General features: G+C 72.0%; 10 protein-coding genes and 1 riboswitch. Of the genes, 2 read left to right on the forward strand and 8 right to left on the reverse strand.

What is annotated here, in order from left to right:
* Window positions 1-10: 10 nt before the first annotated feature.
* From BFF78_RS11920 to BFF78_RS11930, 3 genes are all read right to left on the reverse strand, one after another.
* Window positions 11-1,201 carry an alkaline phosphatase family protein gene (locus BFF78_RS11920; RefSeq protein WP_069778308.1) on the reverse strand — a complete coding sequence of 397 codons (1,191 nt, stop codon included), beginning with the start codon at window positions 1,199-1,201 and terminating at the stop codon, window positions 11-13.
* Window positions 1,201-1,797 (reverse strand): DUF5998 family protein, encoded by a 597-nt coding sequence (locus BFF78_RS11925; protein ID WP_069783531.1) that lies wholly within the window; start codon window positions 1,795-1,797, stop codon window positions 1,201-1,203. The genes BFF78_RS11920 and BFF78_RS11925 overlap by 1 nt, the downstream gene beginning before the upstream one ends.
* Window positions 1,798-2,122: 325 nt before the next feature.
* Window positions 2,123-4,978, reverse strand: coding sequence for a bifunctional acetate--CoA ligase family protein/GNAT family N-acetyltransferase (locus BFF78_RS11930; protein WP_193433443.1), 2,856 nt, complete (start codon window positions 4,976-4,978; stop codon window positions 2,123-2,125).
* 178 nt (window positions 4,979-5,156) lie between these two features.
* On the opposite strand from BFF78_RS11930, the gene BFF78_RS11935 reads away from it, so the two are divergent.
* The gene (locus BFF78_RS11935; protein ID WP_069778309.1) at window positions 5,157-5,438 is read left to right on the forward strand and encodes an HPr family phosphocarrier protein; all 282 of its coding nucleotides are present in this window, start codon (window positions 5,157-5,159) and stop codon (window positions 5,436-5,438) included.
* A gap of 147 nt (window positions 5,439-5,585) precedes the next feature.
* On the opposite strand, the gene BFF78_RS11940 is transcribed toward BFF78_RS11935, so the two are convergent.
* The 4 genes from BFF78_RS11940 to BFF78_RS11955 form a co-directional block, all read right to left on the reverse strand.
* Window positions 5,586-6,272, reverse strand: a complete 687-nt coding sequence (locus BFF78_RS11940) for a GntR family transcriptional regulator (RefSeq protein ID WP_069778310.1) — start codon at window positions 6,270-6,272, stop codon at window positions 5,586-5,588.
* 202 nt (window positions 6,273-6,474) lie between these two features.
* Complete coding sequence (locus BFF78_RS11945; protein ID WP_069778311.1) at window positions 6,475-7,218, reverse strand: M23 family metallopeptidase; 744 nt, start codon at window positions 7,216-7,218, stop codon at window positions 6,475-6,477.
* Between the two features lie 12 nt (window positions 7,219-7,230).
* Window positions 7,231-7,391: riboswitch (cyclic di-AMP (ydaO/yuaA leader) on the reverse strand.
* A 250-nt stretch (window positions 7,392-7,641) separates the two neighbouring features.
* Window positions 7,642-9,030: a M16 family metallopeptidase gene (locus BFF78_RS11950; RefSeq protein ID WP_069778312.1), complete on the reverse strand. Its 1,389-nt coding sequence runs from the start codon at window positions 9,028-9,030 to the stop codon at window positions 7,642-7,644.
* Window positions 9,027-10,430 carry a M16 family metallopeptidase gene (locus tag BFF78_RS11955; protein ID WP_069778313.1) on the reverse strand — a complete coding sequence of 468 codons (1,404 nt, stop codon included), beginning with the start codon at window positions 10,428-10,430 and terminating at the stop codon, window positions 9,027-9,029. Before BFF78_RS11955 ends, BFF78_RS11950 begins: the two co-directional genes overlap by 4 nt.
* 258 nt (window positions 10,431-10,688) lie before the next feature.
* Between BFF78_RS11955 and BFF78_RS11960 the strand changes: the two genes are divergently transcribed.
* Window positions 10,689-13,148 carry a DNA gyrase/topoisomerase IV subunit A gene (locus BFF78_RS11960; RefSeq protein ID WP_069778314.1) on the forward strand — a complete coding sequence of 820 codons (2,460 nt, stop codon included), beginning with the start codon at window positions 10,689-10,691 and terminating at the stop codon, window positions 13,146-13,148.
* Here the strand turns inward: BFF78_RS11960 and BFF78_RS11965 are convergent.
* Window positions 13,145-14,218 (reverse strand): CobW family GTP-binding protein, encoded by a 1,074-nt coding sequence (locus BFF78_RS11965; RefSeq protein WP_069778315.1) that lies wholly within the window; start codon window positions 14,216-14,218, stop codon window positions 13,145-13,147. The genes BFF78_RS11960 and BFF78_RS11965 overlap by 4 nt on opposite strands.
* Window positions 14,219-14,235 lie beyond the last annotated feature (17 nt).

Consider the following 14,235-nt stretch of genomic DNA (forward strand, 5'->3'; position numbering starts at 1 on the left):
ACAGCGGGCTTCAGGAGCGTACTTCGAGCAGCGGGATCAGCTGCTCGGCGGGCGTCATCGAACCGTGGTTGCCGACCAGCGCCGACTCCTTCGGCTCCCGCTCGGAGGCGATGATCAGGACGTCGTCGTACGCGGCCGCGACCACGTCCCCGAGCCGTGGGTACACCCGCTCGTCGATGTGCGGCCCGAACCAGCCCGCCGCGATCGCCTCGTCCCGCGAGGCCACCCAGAACTGCTCGCCGAGCACCTCGCGCCACACGGTCAGTACGTCGTTCTCGGCGCCCGGCACCGCGTACACATGCCGCGCCCGGCCCTCGCCGCCCAGCAGGGCGACCCCGGCCCGCAGCTCCCAGTCCGTGTCGAAGTCGATGCGGTGCTCGTCGTCGAAGGGGACGTCGACCATGCCGTGGTCGGCGGTGACGTAGAGCGCGCTGCGCGGCGGCAGTTGCTCGGCGAGGCGCTGGGCGAGCCGGTCGACGTACATCAGCTGGCCGCGCCAGGTGTCGGAGGCGACGCCGTAGCGGTGCCCGGCGCCGTCCAGTTCGGAGTAGTACGTGTAGACCAGCGAGCGGTCCCCGGCGGCCAGTTGCTCGGCCGCGAGGTCCATGCGCTCCTCGCCGCTCAGCCGCCCGTGGAAGCTGCCCCCGCTGAGCGCGATCTTGGTGAGCGGGGTGTGCTCGAAGATCGGCGAGGTCACCTGGGCGGCGTGCACCCCGGCCTCGTGGGCCAGCTGGAAGACCGTGGGGTACGGCTGCCAGGCGCGCGGATCGCTGTACGGCTGCCAGCGGAGCTGGTTCATCAGCTCGCCGGTGGCCGGGTTGCGCACGGTGTAGCCGGGCAGGCCGTGCACGCCGGGCGGCAGACCGGTGCCGACGGAGGCGAGGGAGACGGCGGTGGTCGCCGGGTAGCCGGCGGTGAGCGGGCGGCCGGTGCCGCCGCGCGAGGTGCCGAGCAGCGAGGTCAGGAAGGGAGCCTCGTCCCGGTGGGCCAGCAGCTGCTCCCAGCCGAGCCCGTCGATCAGCAGGACGCAGACCCGGTCGGCAGCGGTCAGTTCCCGGATCGTGGCGGTCATGCCGGGGACGCCCATGCCGGCGGCCAGGGTGGGCAGCAGGTCGGCGAGGGAGCCGGTGCCGTACTCGGGCAGCGGGGCGGTGTCCAGGGCGAGTGGTTCCGGGTGGTCCCAGGCGGAGAGCTGGGACATCAGCGCGTGACGTCCGCGGTCGCCTCGGAGATGGCCTGCGCGAAGGCGAGCGCCTGGCGCACCGTCTCGGGGCCGTCACCGGCCTCGCTGACGCGCAGGCTGAGGTCGTCCGCCGTGGAGTTGCCCGTGTAGCCGTGGTCGGCGTCGCAGTTGGGGTCGCCGCAGGCGGCGGGCTCCAGGTCGATGCGGCTGACCGCGCCCCAGCCGATGGTCAGCACGACCTCGCGGGGCAGGGTGCCCGGCGTGTACTGCTCCGGGTTCGCCACCACGCGGCTGACCACGACCGAGGAGATCCGGCCGAGCTTCACGGACTCGGTGGAGGTGGTGGCGTACGGCGTCGGCGAGGTGCTGTCGGCGGCCTGCTCGTCGGTGTGGCTGACGATGAAGCGGTTGCCGGTGAGAACGAGCACGGTCACATGCCGCCGCACCTCGTTCTGATCGAAGGTGGTCTCCTGGTGGACCAGGTACGACCGGATGGGCTCGCCGCCCACGGCGGCCTCCACCGCCTCGGCCACGAGGGCCGGGTAGTAGCCGCTGCGCTCGATCGCCGAGCGCAGCCCCTGGGTCGTCGTACTGGTCTTGGCCATGGCGTCCATCCTAATCCGTGGGCAAGGGGGGTCCGGGCCGGTCACGGGAACCGGGAACGGCACGCCCACGCGCGCGTGGGTGCCGCTGGACGGGCCCGGCGGGATCTCCAGCCCTTCGGCGGCGATCAGGCGGGAGACGGGGTCCTGGAAGGCCGAAGGGCATGGGACGAACCCCGCAGCGGTGAGGGCGGCCTCCGGGCCGTGGTGGTACGTGAGGTCGTACCCGGCGGCCGGCCGCAGCTGCCCGCCGTCCCGGACGATCGCTTCCCGGCCCCGCCGGCTGCCCTCGGGCGGCCGCCGGCCGGCCATCTCCATGCGGTCCCCCCTCTCTCGCTCAGTAGGCCGGCATCGTGCGCGGGCCCAGGTCGTCGCGGGCGGGCGGGGGCGCGAGCCGTACCGTGGCACCGAGGACGCTCACGCCGTGCGGGGCGACGACGACCGGCTCCAGGGTGACGGCGACCACCTCCGGATGATCGTCCACCAGCCGGGACACCCGCAGCAGCAGTTCCTCCAGCGCCGGGGTGTCGACGGGCGTGGAGCCGCGCCAGCCGAACAGCAGCGGTGCCGTACGGATCGAGCGCACCAGCGAGGTCGCCTCCCGGTCGGTGACCGGGACGAGCCGGTGCGCCATGTCCCCGAGCAGCTGGGAGGCGGCCCCGGCGAGCCCGAAGGACAGCACGGCCCCGGCCGCCGGATCGATCACGGCCCGTACGACGGTGTCGACCCCGCGCGGTGCCATGCCCTGCACCACGGGCCGCAGCTCCTCCGGCTTCCCGAACAAATCGGTCAACTCGGCGTATGCCCGGCGCAGTTGCTCCTCGTCCGCGAGGTCGAGCCGTACGCCGCCCAGGTCGGCGCGGTGTCTGAGGTGCGGGGCGGTGGCCTTGAGGGCGACCGGGTAGCCGAGGGTGCGGGCGGCCTCGGCGGCGGCGTCGGGGGTGAGGGCGGGCAGCGCGCGCCGCACCGGGATGCCGTACCTGCCGAGCAGCTCGCAGGTCTCCCCATCGGAGATGGTGAGCCCTTCCCCGCGCGCGAGCAGCTCGCCTATGAGCCCTGCGGCCCCCTTCTCGTCGATGTCGTCGAACTCGGGCACCTTTCCCGGGTCCATGGCCTCCCGCCGCCACTGCCCGTACTTGACGGCTTCGGCAAGGGCACGGACGGCGCGTTCGGCGGCGGGGTAGGCGGGGATGAGACGGGTGCCATCCGCGGGGGCCATCGGTGCGGTGGGCAGTCGTTCCGCAGGGCGGTGGGGGTCCCGCTCGAACGAAGCCGAGAGCGGGGGAGGGTGGGAACCGGGGGCCGACACGACGGCCTGTGGTGCGGTACTGGCCGCGGCCGACAGCGCCTCCGCGAGTCCCCCGAGCTCCACGTGCACCACCAGCACCGGCTTACCGGGTACCGCAGCCGCCGCCGACCTGAGCGCCTCCGCCAGCTCCGCGTCCCCCGGCGACGCCTCCCCGATGGCAGGGATCGCCGTCACCACGACGGAGTCGCACGTGTCATCGGCCAGCGCGGCGGACAGCGCCCGGTGGAAGTCCTCCGCCGTCGCCCCGGTGGTCAGGTCCAGCGGACGCGACGGCCGTAGCCCCTCCGCCAGACACCGGTCGTACGTCAGCGCGCCCAGCGACTCGGAGTTGCCGAGGATCGCCACCCGCGGCCCCGCCGGCAGCGGCTGACGCGCGAGCAGCAGCCCCGCGTCGACCAGCTCGGTGATCGTGTCGACCCGGAGCACCCCGGCCTGCCGCAGCAGCGCGGAGACGGTGGCGTGCGGCAGCCGGGTGGCCCGTACCGCGTGCCCTTGTGGCGCGGAGCCGACCCCCTGCACCACGACCAGCGGCTTCGCCGCCGCCGTACGCCGCGCGAGGCGCGTGAACTTGCGCGGGTTGCCGATGGACTCCAGGTACATGAGGGCGACGTCGGTCTCGGGGTCGTCGTACCAGTACTGCAGGACGTCGTTGCCGGAGACGTCCGCGCGGTTGCCGGCGGACACGAACGTGGACACGCCGGTGACCCCGGTGACCCCTCCCCCGCGCCGGTGCAGCCGGGACAGCAGGGCGATGCCGATGGCGCCGGACTGGGCGAACATCCCGATGCGGCCGGGGCGGGGCATCTCGGGGGCGAGGGAGGCGTTCAGCCGGACGTCCGCCGCGGTGTTGATGATCCCGAAGGCGTTCGGGCCGATGATCCGCATGCCGTACGCGCGCGCGTGCCGCACGAGTGCCCGCTGCCGCTCGCGCCCCTCGGGCCCGCTCTCGGCGTACCCGGCGGACAGTACGACGAGCCCCTGCACGCCGTGTTCTCCGCACTCGGCGACCACGCCGGGCACGTACTCGGCCGGTACGGCGACGACGGCGAGGTCCACCGGACCCTCGATGTCCCGCACGCACCGGTACGCGGGCACCCCGTCGACCTGCGTGAGGTCCTCCGGGAAGGCCTTGTTCACGGCGTGCAGCCGGCCGCCGTAGCCGGCGTCCCGGATGTTGCCCAGGACGCTGCGGCCGACTCCGCCGGGGGCACGGCCGACGCCGACGACCGCCACGGAGCCGGGCCTGAGCAGCCGCCGCACCGAGCGGGCCTCGGCGCGCTGTTCCCGGGCGCGCTGCACGGCGAGGGAGCGGTCGGTGGGTTCGAGGTCGAACTCCAGGCGGACGACGCCGTCCTCGAAGCTGCGTTCCTGGGTGTAGCCGGCGTCCGTGAACACCTTGATCATCTTGGTGTTGGCGGGCAGCACCTCGGCGGCGAAGCGGCGGATGCCGCGCTCTCGGGCGACGGCCGCGATGTGCTCCAGCAGGGCGGAGGCGACCCCGCGGCCCTGGTGGGCGTCCTGCACGAGGAAGGCGACCTCGGCCTCGTCGGCGGGTGCGGAGGCGGGCAGACCGTCGGCGCCGATGCGGTCATAGCGTACGGTGGCGATGAACTCGCCGCCGATGGTGGCCGCGAGTCCCACCCGGTCCACAAAGTCGTGGTGCGTGAAGCGGTGGACGTCCTTGGCGGAGAGTCGCGGGTACGGCGCGAAGAAGCGGTAGTACTTCGACTCGTCCGAGACCTGCTCGTAGAAGCTGACCAGGCGGTCGGCGTCATCGATGGTGATGGGCCGGATGCGCGCGGTACCCCCGTCGCGCAGCACCACGTCCGCCTCCCAGTGGGCGGGGTACTCGAGCCGGTCCTGCCGGTCCGCCGAGGTCTGCATGGGCCCCAGAGTACGGCTCGCGTACGACAACGGCGCGGGGCAGTCTGTGGAGGACGACACGTCGGACCGAGGCCGCGGTTCGACGCCACGCCAGGGCTGGACGAAGGTCCGATCCGGGCATGCTTCACGATGTGGGAAACTGGTCTAGACAACCCTGAAGACTGAAGGGCAGCAACACATGGCTGAGCGCCGCGTCAACGTCGGCTGGGCCGAGGGCCTCCACGCCCGCCCCGCCTCCATCTTCGTCCGAGCCGCCACGGCCGCAGGCGTCCCGGTGACGATCGCCAAGGCTGACGGCACTCCCGTCAACGCGGCCTCCATGCTGGCTGTCCTGGGCCTGGGCGCCCAGGGTGGCGAGGAGATCGTGCTGGCCTCCGACGCCGAGGGCGCGGACATCGCCCTGGACCGTCTGGCCAAGCTGGTTTCCGAGGGTCTCGAGGAACTGCCCGAAACGGTCTGAGCATCAGCGCGCTGATACTCCGGAGCCGCGTCGCCCTTTTCGGACGGCGCGGCTCCGCTCTTTCCCGGCTCATTGCGCGCACACGGGAATTGCGGCAGCGGAAATACACCGCCGCCGAATAACTCTTCTTTGTATACGGCGTCCGTGTTAATGCCGGACGCCCGACATGTTTACGGCGTGTTGCGAAGTCCTCACACGCTCGGCGGCCCCGGAAAAACGCAGCCGGTGCGCGGCCGTCGCACGCTCGGCGTGCAGCGCCGTGACCGCCCGCGCGCGCTCGCCGTCGCCGCGCGCCACCGCGTCCACGATGGCGCCGTGCTCCGCCCAGTGGTCCGCCGGGCTCGGCGGCGCCTCCACCGCGTACATCCAGGCGATCTTGTGCCGCAGCTGGGTGAGCATCGCGGTCAGCGAGGGGCTGCCACAGGCCTGGGCGAGCGTCTCGTGGAACCAGCCGCCAAGGGAGCGCAGATCCTCGCTGCTGCCGCTCCTGGCCCGCTCCTGACCCAGCCTGACCAGGCCGCGCAGCACCTTCAGATGGGCCTCGGTGCGCCGCTGGGCGGCCCGGGCGGCGCCGAGCGGCTCCAGGAGCATGCGCATCTCCAGCAGGTCGGCCGCCTCCTGCTCGGTCGGCTCGGCCACGCACGCGCCCGCGTGCCGGCGCGTCACGACGAAACCCTCGGCCTCCAGGGTGCGCAGGGCCTCACGGACGGGGACGCGCGAGACGCCGTAGCGACGGGCCAGGACTTCCTCGGTGAGGCGGCCGCCGCGCTCGTGGACACCGGCGACGATGTCGTCCCGGATCGCCGTGCATACCGAGTGCGCCGGAATACGCATGACCGACCTCCGCCTTAATCCCCGTGAAACGTCGACGATGGACGCGTGTTCCCGTGACTCTATTCCAATGAGCCGGAATTTCCGACGGCGGGTCGGAATCCATGGATATTTTTTGGTCAGCGAGTCCGGTGGACGCCGTGCAAAACACCGAAAGCCCCGGCTCGACGAGCCGGGGCCGCGGGATACCGAACGGGCGTCCGGGTCAGACGTTCACGCCGTGCTTGCGGAGATAGGCGACGGGGTCGACGTCCGAGCCGTAGTCGGGGGTCGTACGGGCCTCGAAGTGCAGGTGCGGGCCGGTGGTGTTGCCGGTCGCGCCGGACAGGCCGATCTGCTGGCCCGGGGTGACCTGCTGGCCGACCGTGACGCCGATGGACGACAGGTGGCCGTACTGGGTGTACATGCCGTCGGCCATCCGGATCACGATCTGGTTGCCGTACGCGCCGCCCCAGCCGGTGGAGACGACGGTGCCGGAGCCGACCGCGTGGACGGACGTGCCGCTGGCCGCGTGGAAGTCGATGCCGGTGTGCGAGCCGGAGGACCACAGGGAGCTGCTGGCCTTGTAGCCCGTGGAGACGTAGGAGTTGGCTATCGGGGCCACGAAGGCGTTCAGGCGCCTGCGCTCGGCCTCGCGGGCGGCGCGGGCCTTGGCCTCGCGCACCTCCTGGGCGCGCTTGGCCACGGCCTCCTCGGCCGCCTTCTGGTCTGCGGCCCGCTGCTGGGCGGCGGCCTGCGTGTCGATCTGCTCGGCGATGTCGTCACCGGCGGTGATCACCGGGGTGAGACCGGTCTGCTCGGCGGAGTTCTGCGCGGCGAACGCCGGGGACGCCGCGAGGGTGCCGATGACACCGGTGGTGGTGAGGGCCGCGACACCGGCCGCCTGAGCGGTGGTGCGCTTGACCCGGCCGGGCTTGCGGTGCTTCCCGGTGGCGCACATGAACGCCATGGAGTGGCTGGTCCTTTCCTTCCCTCTCGCCTACCGGGTTAGCTGACGGGTTCGGAGCAGGAAGGTCTCCTACGGGCCCCCTCGCTGCCGCGCGGGCGCCCGATTCACCCCAGGGACGGTGGGTCCCCGGCTCCCCTGGCTCGCGCCGTACGGGGACTCGGCGATGACTGTCCGGTGCCGCGGGCGCGGCGCACTGCCTACTGACGAACAGCCCGGACGACGCTACGAAAGCCCGCTTTCGAATCCCAAACGGATCCGGGCTTTTGTAGCGCATCCCACAGGGCAGACAGGCAACCTCCGCCGCAAATCGGGCATCTGGAGAAGGGAGTGGAACAGCGTGGGGCCCTGACGGCCTGTAGGTCGTCAGGGCCCCACGCGCGCGTGCGGCTGCCCGGGCGTACCCGGCCGCCGCGACGGCTGCCTCTACTCGGCCGCCACGACGGTGACTTCGCCGATGCCGAGCGCCTCGACCGGCGCCTTGATCTGGGCGGCGTCACCGACCAGGACGGTCACCAGGCGCTCCACCGGGAAGGCGTTCACGACCGCAGCCGTGGCCTCCACCGTGCCCGTCGCGGCGAGCTGCTGATAGAGCGTCGCCTGGAAGTCGTCGGGCAGATGCTGCTCGACCTGGTCGGCCAGCGTGCTCGCGACGGCCGCCGCGGTCTCGTACTTCAGCGGCGCCACCCCGACGAGGTTCTGCACGGCCACGTCCCGCTCGGCGTCGGTCAGGCCGTCCGCCGCGAGGGTGCGCAGCACCTTCCACAGGTCCTCCAGCGCGGGGCCGGTGTTGGGGGTGTCCACGGAGCCGCTGATGGCGAGCATCGAGGCACCCGTGCCATCCGGGGCCGAGCGCAGGACCTGCCCGAAGGCGCGCACACCGTAGGTGTAGCCCTTCTCCTCGCGCAGGACGCGGTCCAGGCGGGAGGTGAGGGTGCCGCCGAGGCAGTAGGTGCCGAGCACCTGGGCGGGCCACACGCGGTCGTGCCGGTCGGGGCCGACGCGGCCGATGAGCAGCTGCGTCTGGACGGCGCCGGGCCGGTCCACGATCACCACGCGGCCGGTGTCGTCGGCGGTCACCGGCGGCACGGGCCGCGGCTGGCCCGGGGTGCCGGTCCAGCCGCCCAGGGTGTCGCCGAGCAGCGCGTCCAGGTCGGCCCCGGTCAGGTCGCCGACCACGACCACGGTGGCCGTCGCGGGGCGTACGTGCCGGTCGTAGAAGGCGCGTACGGCGGCGGCGTCGATCTTCTCGACCGTCTCCTCGGTGCCCTGGCGCGGGCGCGACATGCGCGAGGCCGCCGGGAACAGCTCCTTGGAGAGCTCCTTGGCGGCCCGGCGGGAGGGGTTGGCCAGCTCGTGCGGGATCTCGTCCATGCGGTTGCGGACCAGCCGCTCGACCTCGCTCTCGGCGAACGCGGGCGCCCGCAGCGCGTCGGCGAGCAGACCGAGGCCCTTGGCCAGGCGGGAGGCCGGGACCTCCAGGCTGATCCGGACGCCGGGGTGGTCGGCGTGCGAGTCCAGCGTGGCGCCCGCGCGCTCCAGCTCGGCGGCGAACTCCTCGGCGGAGTGCTTGTCGGTGCCCTCGGAGAAGGCGCGCGCCATGATCGTGGCGACGCCGTCCAGGCCGGCCGGTTCGGCGTCCAGGGGCGCGTCCAGCAGCACCTCGACGGCGACGACCTGCTGGCCGGGGCGGTGGCAGCGCAGCACGGTCAGGCCGTTGTCGAGCGTGCCCCGCTCGGGGGCCGGGAACGCCCACGGCCTGGCCTCGCCGGGCTGCGGCTGGGGGTGGAAGTCCATGGTGGCGAGCTCGGTCACTTGGCCGTCTCCTCGTTCTCGTTCTCGTCGGCGCCCGCCTCTACGGTGGCTTCCTGCTCCGGGTCCTCGGGGACGTCGGCGTCCGGGGCCTCCTCCGGGGACTTCGGTTCGTAGACCAGGACCGCCCGGTTGTCGGGGCGCAGACGGGCCTTGGCGACCTCCTGGACCTCCTCCGCGGTCACCTCCAGGACGCGCTTGACGGCGGTGAGCGCGAGCTGCGGGTCGCCGAACAGCACGGCGTACCGGCACAGTTCGTCGGCACGGCCGGCGACCGTGCCCAGCCGGTCCAGCCACTCGCGCTCCAACTGGGCCTGGGCCCGCTCCATTTCCTCCGGTGTGGGGCCCTCCGCGGCGAACCGGGCCAGCTCCTCGTCGATTGCGGTCTCGATGACCGGCACCTCGACGTCACCGGAGGCCTTCACATCCAGCCAGCCCATGGAGGGCGCGCCGGCCAGACGCAGCAGGCCGAAGCCGGCCGCGACGGCCGTACGGTCACGGCGCACCAGTCGGTTGTACAGGCGGGAGGACTCGCCGCCGCCGAGGATGGTCAGGGCCAGGTCGGCGGCGTCGCACGCGCGCGTGCCGTCGTGCGGGAGCCGGTAGGCGGCCATCAGGGCGCGCGCCGGGACCTCCCCGACGACGACCTCGCGCTTCTGCTCGCCGATGATGTCCGGCAGGGAGCCGTCGCGGGGCGCGGGCTTGCCGTCGTGGGACGGGATCGACCCGAAGTACTTCTCGATCCAGGCAAGGGTCTGCCGGGGGTCGATGTCGCCGACCACGGAGAGCACCGCGTTGTTCGGCGCGTAGTAGGTGCGGAAGAACCGGCGGGCGTCCTCCAGGGTGGCCGCGTCCAGGTCCGCCATGGAGCCGATCGGGGTGTGGTGGTAGGGGTGGCCCTCCGGGTACGACAGGCCCGTCAGCTTCTCGAAGGCGGTGCCGTAGGGGACGTTGTCGTAGCGCTGGCGGCGCTCGTTCTTGACGACGTCCCGCTGGTTCTCCATGGACTCGTCGTCCAGGGCGGCCAGCAGCGAGCCCATGCGGTCGGCCTCCAGCCAGAGGGCGAGCTCCAGCTGGTGGGCGGGCATGGTCTCGAAGTAGTTCGTGCGCTCGAAGCTGGTGGTGCCGTTGAGCGAGCCGCCCGCGCCCTGTACGAGCTCGAAGTGACCGTTGCCCTTGACCTGCGCCGAGCCCTGGAACATCAAGTGCTCGAAAAGGTGAGCCAGGCCGGTACGCTCCTTGACTTCGTGGCGGGAGCCGACGTCGTACCAGAGGCAGACCGCCGCCACCGGGGTCAGGTGGTCCTCGGAGAGCACCACGCGCAGACCGTTGGCCAGGCGGTGCTCGGTCGCTGTCAGGCCCCCGGAGCCTGCCTCGGCTGTGGTCGTGTGACCCATGGGCATGTACATCCCTTCGCAAGCGGTTGCGGTTGTGGAAACCGCGGTTTTCCTGCCGTTCCAGCCACTGTATGCAAAGCGTGCGGGACGTCGGTGAAGTTCCCGCGGGACGTACGCCCAGAGCGGATCCCGTAACCTGCCCCGGACCCACCAGGGGTCCCGGGAAGCCCGCCGGGACCGGGTCGCGGCACGGGTTGTCAGTGCCTCGGTCCACAATGGTCGGCGTCAGATCCGTCCCACGCTTCAGCAAGGAGCCAGGCAGCGATGGCCCGCCGCAGCACGAAGACCCCGCCGCCCGACGATTCGTACGAGGAGAAGATCCTCGACATCGACGTCGTGGACGAGATGCGTGGCTCCTACCTCGAGTACGCGTACTCGGTCATCTACTCGCGCGCCCTGCCGGACGCCCGTGACGGCCTCAAGCCGGTGCACCGCCGGATCGTGTACCAGATGAACGAGATGGGCCTGCGCCCCGACCGCAGCTACGTGAAGTGCGCGCGTGTCGTCGGCGAGGTCATGGGCAAGCTGCACCCGCACGGCGACGCGTCGATCTACGACGCCCTGGTGCGCATGGCCCAGCCCTTCTCCATGCGCGTGCCGCTGGTCGACGGCCACGGCAACTTCGGCTCGCTGGGCAACGACGACCCGCCGGCCGCCATGCGGTACACCGAGTGCCGGCAGGCCGAGGCGACGAGCCTGATGACCGAGTCGATCGACGAGGACACGGTCGACTTCGCGCCGAACTACGACGGCCAGGAGCGGGAGCCGGTGGCGCTGCCCGCCGCCTTCCCGAACCTGCTGGTGAACGGCTCCTCTGGCATCGCGGTCGGCATGGCGACGAACATGGCGCCGCACAACCTGCGCGAGGTGATCGCGGCCGCCCGCCACCTGATCAAGTACCCGAACGCGGACCTGGACGCGCTGATGAAGCACGTCCCGGGCCCGGACCTGCCCACCGGCGGCCGGATCGTCGGCCTGGACGGCATCCGGGACGCGTACGCGACGGGCCGCGGCACCTTCAAGATGCGCGCGACGGTCTCGATCGAGACGGTGACCGCCCGCCGCCAGGGCCTGGTCGTCACCGAACTGCCCTTCACGGTCGGCCCCGAGAAGGTGATCGCCAAGATCAAGGATCTGGTGAACTCGAAGAAGGTCCAGGGCATCGCCGACGTCAAGGACCTCACCGACCGCGAGCACGGACTGCGCCTGGTCATCGAGATCAAGAACGGCTTCGTGCCGGAGGCGATCCTGGAGCAGCTGTACAAGCTGACCCCGATGGAGGAGTCCTTCGGCATCAACAACGTGGCGCTGGTGGACGGCCAGCCGCTCACGCTGGGCCTGAAGGAACTGCTGGAGGTCTATCTCGACCACCGCTTCGACGTCGTCCGGCGCCGCAGCGAGTTCCGCCGCACCAAGCGCCGCGACCGGCTGCACCTGGTCGAGGGCCTGCTGACCGCGCTGGTCGACATCGACGAGGTCATCCGGCTCATCCGGTCCAGCGAGAACTCCGCGCAGGCCAAGGAGCGCCTGATGCGGCGCTTCTCGCTGAGCGAGGTGCAGACGCAGTACATCCTCGACACGCCGCTGCGCCGGCTCACCAAGTACGACCGCATCGAGCTGGAGGCGGAGAAGGACAAGCTCACCGCGGAGATCGAGGAGCTGACCCGCATCCTGGAGTCCGACGCGGAGCTGCGCAAGCTGGTCTCGGCCGAACTGGCCGCGGTGGCCAAGAAGTTCGGCACCGACCGGCGTACGGTCCTGCTGGAGTCCGCGGGCGCCCCGGTGGCCGTGGTGCCGCTGCAGGTGGCCGACGACCCGTGCCGGGTGCTGCTGTCCTCGACCGGGCTGCTGGCTCGTACGGCGACCGACGAGCCGTTCCCGGAGCAGGCGGGCGCCAAGCGCGTCAAGCACGACGTGATCGTCTCGGCGGTCCCGGCGACCGCACGCGGCGAGATCGGCGCGGTGACCTCGGCGGGCCGCCTGCTGCGGATCAACGTGGTCGACCTGCCCCAGCTGCCGGAGACCGCGGCGGCACCGAACCTGTCCGGAGGCGCGCCGCTGGCGGAGTTCGTCTCCCTGGAGGACGACGAGACGGTGGTCTGCCTGACCACGCTGGACGAGTCGTCCCCGGGCCTGGCGCTCGGCACCGAGCAGGGTGTCGTCAAGCGCGTGGTGCCCGACTATCCGTCCAGCAAGGACGAGTTGGAGGTCATCACGCTCAAGGAGGGTGACCGGATCGTCGGCGCGGTGGAGCTGCGCACCGGCGAGGAGGACCTGGTCTTCATCACCGACGACGCGCAGCTGCTGCGCTTCCAGGCGTCCATCGTGCGTCCGCAGGGCCGCCCGGCGGGCGGTATGGCGGGCATCAAGCTCGCCGAGGGCGCGAGGGTCATCTCGTTCACGGCGGTCGACCCGGCGGCCGACGCCGTGGTGTTCACGGTGGCGGGCTCGCGCGGCACGCTGGACGACTCGGTGCAGACGACGGCCAAGCTGACGCCGTTCGACCAGTACCCGCGCAAGGGCCGCGCCACGGGCGGTGTGCGCTGCCAGCGGTTCCTCAAGGGCGAGGACTGCCTGTCGCTGGGCTGGGCGGGCCCGGTTCCCGCGCGTGCGGCGCAGAAGAACGGCACCCCGGCGGACCTGCCGGAGCTGGACCCGCGCCGGGACGGCTCGGGCACATCGCTGCCGAAGACGGTCTCGGTGGTCGCGGGGCCGGTCTTCTAGCCCTCGTACGACGCCTGGTACGACTCCGCGTCGGGCTCCTCCTCGGAGCCCCGGACGTAGCGCAGGACGCCCCACATGCCGTGCTCGTCGGCGTGTGGGGCGTCGTGCCTGCACCCCTCCAGTTCCTTGCCGAGGGCCGCCGCGTCGATGCCGGAGCCGATCAGGACGAGCTGGGTGAGACGGGTGTCGTCGGCCGGCCGGGGCTCGGGGTAGAAGCGCAGGAACCGGCCGACGGCGTGCACGGCGTACCGGTTGAGGGTGTCGTACGGGCCGAAGCCGACGTATCCCTTGATCCGGTACAGCCCCTCGGGCCGGCTGTCCAGGAACTCCATGAGCCGGCGCGGGTCCATGGGCACGTCGGAGGTGAACGACAGGCTGTCGTAGCCCGTGTGCAGGTGACCGGCGTGATCATGCGTGTCGTGATCGTGCAGGTCGTCGAAGGACAGCTGCCCGATGCGCTCCTCGTTCGGCCGGCAGTCGAAGAGGAACTCCGGGTCGATGCGGCCGTAGGTGGCCGGGACGACGGCGGCACGGTCCGCGAGGGACCGCACCAGAGCGAGTACCCGCTCGCCGTCCGCGGTCCGGTCGAGCTTGTTGACCACCACCAGGTCGGCCAGGGCCAGGTGCCGGTCGATCTCGGGGTGCCGGGCACGGGTGTCGTCGAACTCGGCGGCGTCCACGACCTCGACCAGGCCGCCGTAGACGACCCTCGGGTGCTCGCTGGCCAGCACCATCCGCACGAGTTCCTGCGGTTCGGCGAGCCCGCTGGCCTCGATGACGATCACGTCGATGCCGGCGCCCGGGTCGGCCAGCCGGTCCAGGTAGAGGTCGAGTTCACTCGCGTCCACGGCGCAGCACAGACAGCCGTTGCCGAGCGAGACGGTCGAGTCGCCGAGGGCGCCCGCGACGGCCATCGCGTCGATCTCGATGGCCCCGAAGTCGTTGACGATCGCCCCGATACGGCTGCCTCCGCTGCGGTGCAGGAGGTGGTTGAGGAGCGTGGTCTTCCCGGAGCCCAGGAATCCGGCGAGCACGACGACCGGGATCTGCGGACCGCTGCTGTTCCCCAACGGGTGACCTCTCTCCT

The sequence above is a fragment of the Streptomyces fodineus genome, from assembly GCF_001735805.1.
In the GTDB taxonomy this organism is placed as follows: Bacteria; Actinomycetota; Actinomycetes; order Streptomycetales; family Streptomycetaceae; genus Streptomyces; species Streptomyces fodineus.

Bases quoted from the DNA above. Each gene is read 5' to 3' on its own strand.
- BFF78_RS11925 (WP_069783531.1), bottom strand. From the start codon at position 1,797: ATGGACGCCATGGCCAAGACCAGTACGACGACCCAGGGGCTGCGCTCG.
- BFF78_RS11945 (WP_069778311.1), bottom strand. From the start codon at position 7,218: ATGGCGTTCATGTGCGCCACCGGGAAGCACCGCAAGCCCGGCCGGGTC.
- BFF78_RS11920 (WP_069778308.1), bottom strand. From the start codon at position 1,201: ATGTCCCAGCTCTCCGCCTGGGACCACCCGGAACCACTCGCCCTGGAC.
- BFF78_RS11940 (WP_069778310.1), bottom strand. From the start codon at position 6,272: ATGCGTATTCCGGCGCACTCGGTATGCACGGCGATCCGGGACGACATC.
- BFF78_RS11955 (WP_069778313.1), bottom strand. From the start codon at position 10,430: ATGCCCATGGGTCACACGACCACAGCCGAGGCAGGCTCCGGGGGCCTG.
- BFF78_RS11960 (WP_069778314.1), top strand. From the start codon at position 10,689: ATGGCCCGCCGCAGCACGAAGACCCCGCCGCCCGACGATTCGTACGAG.
- BFF78_RS11930 (WP_193433443.1), bottom strand. From the start codon at position 4,978: ATGCAGACCTCGGCGGACCGGCAGGACCGGCTCGAGTACCCCGCCCAC.
- BFF78_RS11935 (WP_069778309.1), top strand. From the start codon at position 5,157: ATGGCTGAGCGCCGCGTCAACGTCGGCTGGGCCGAGGGCCTCCACGCC.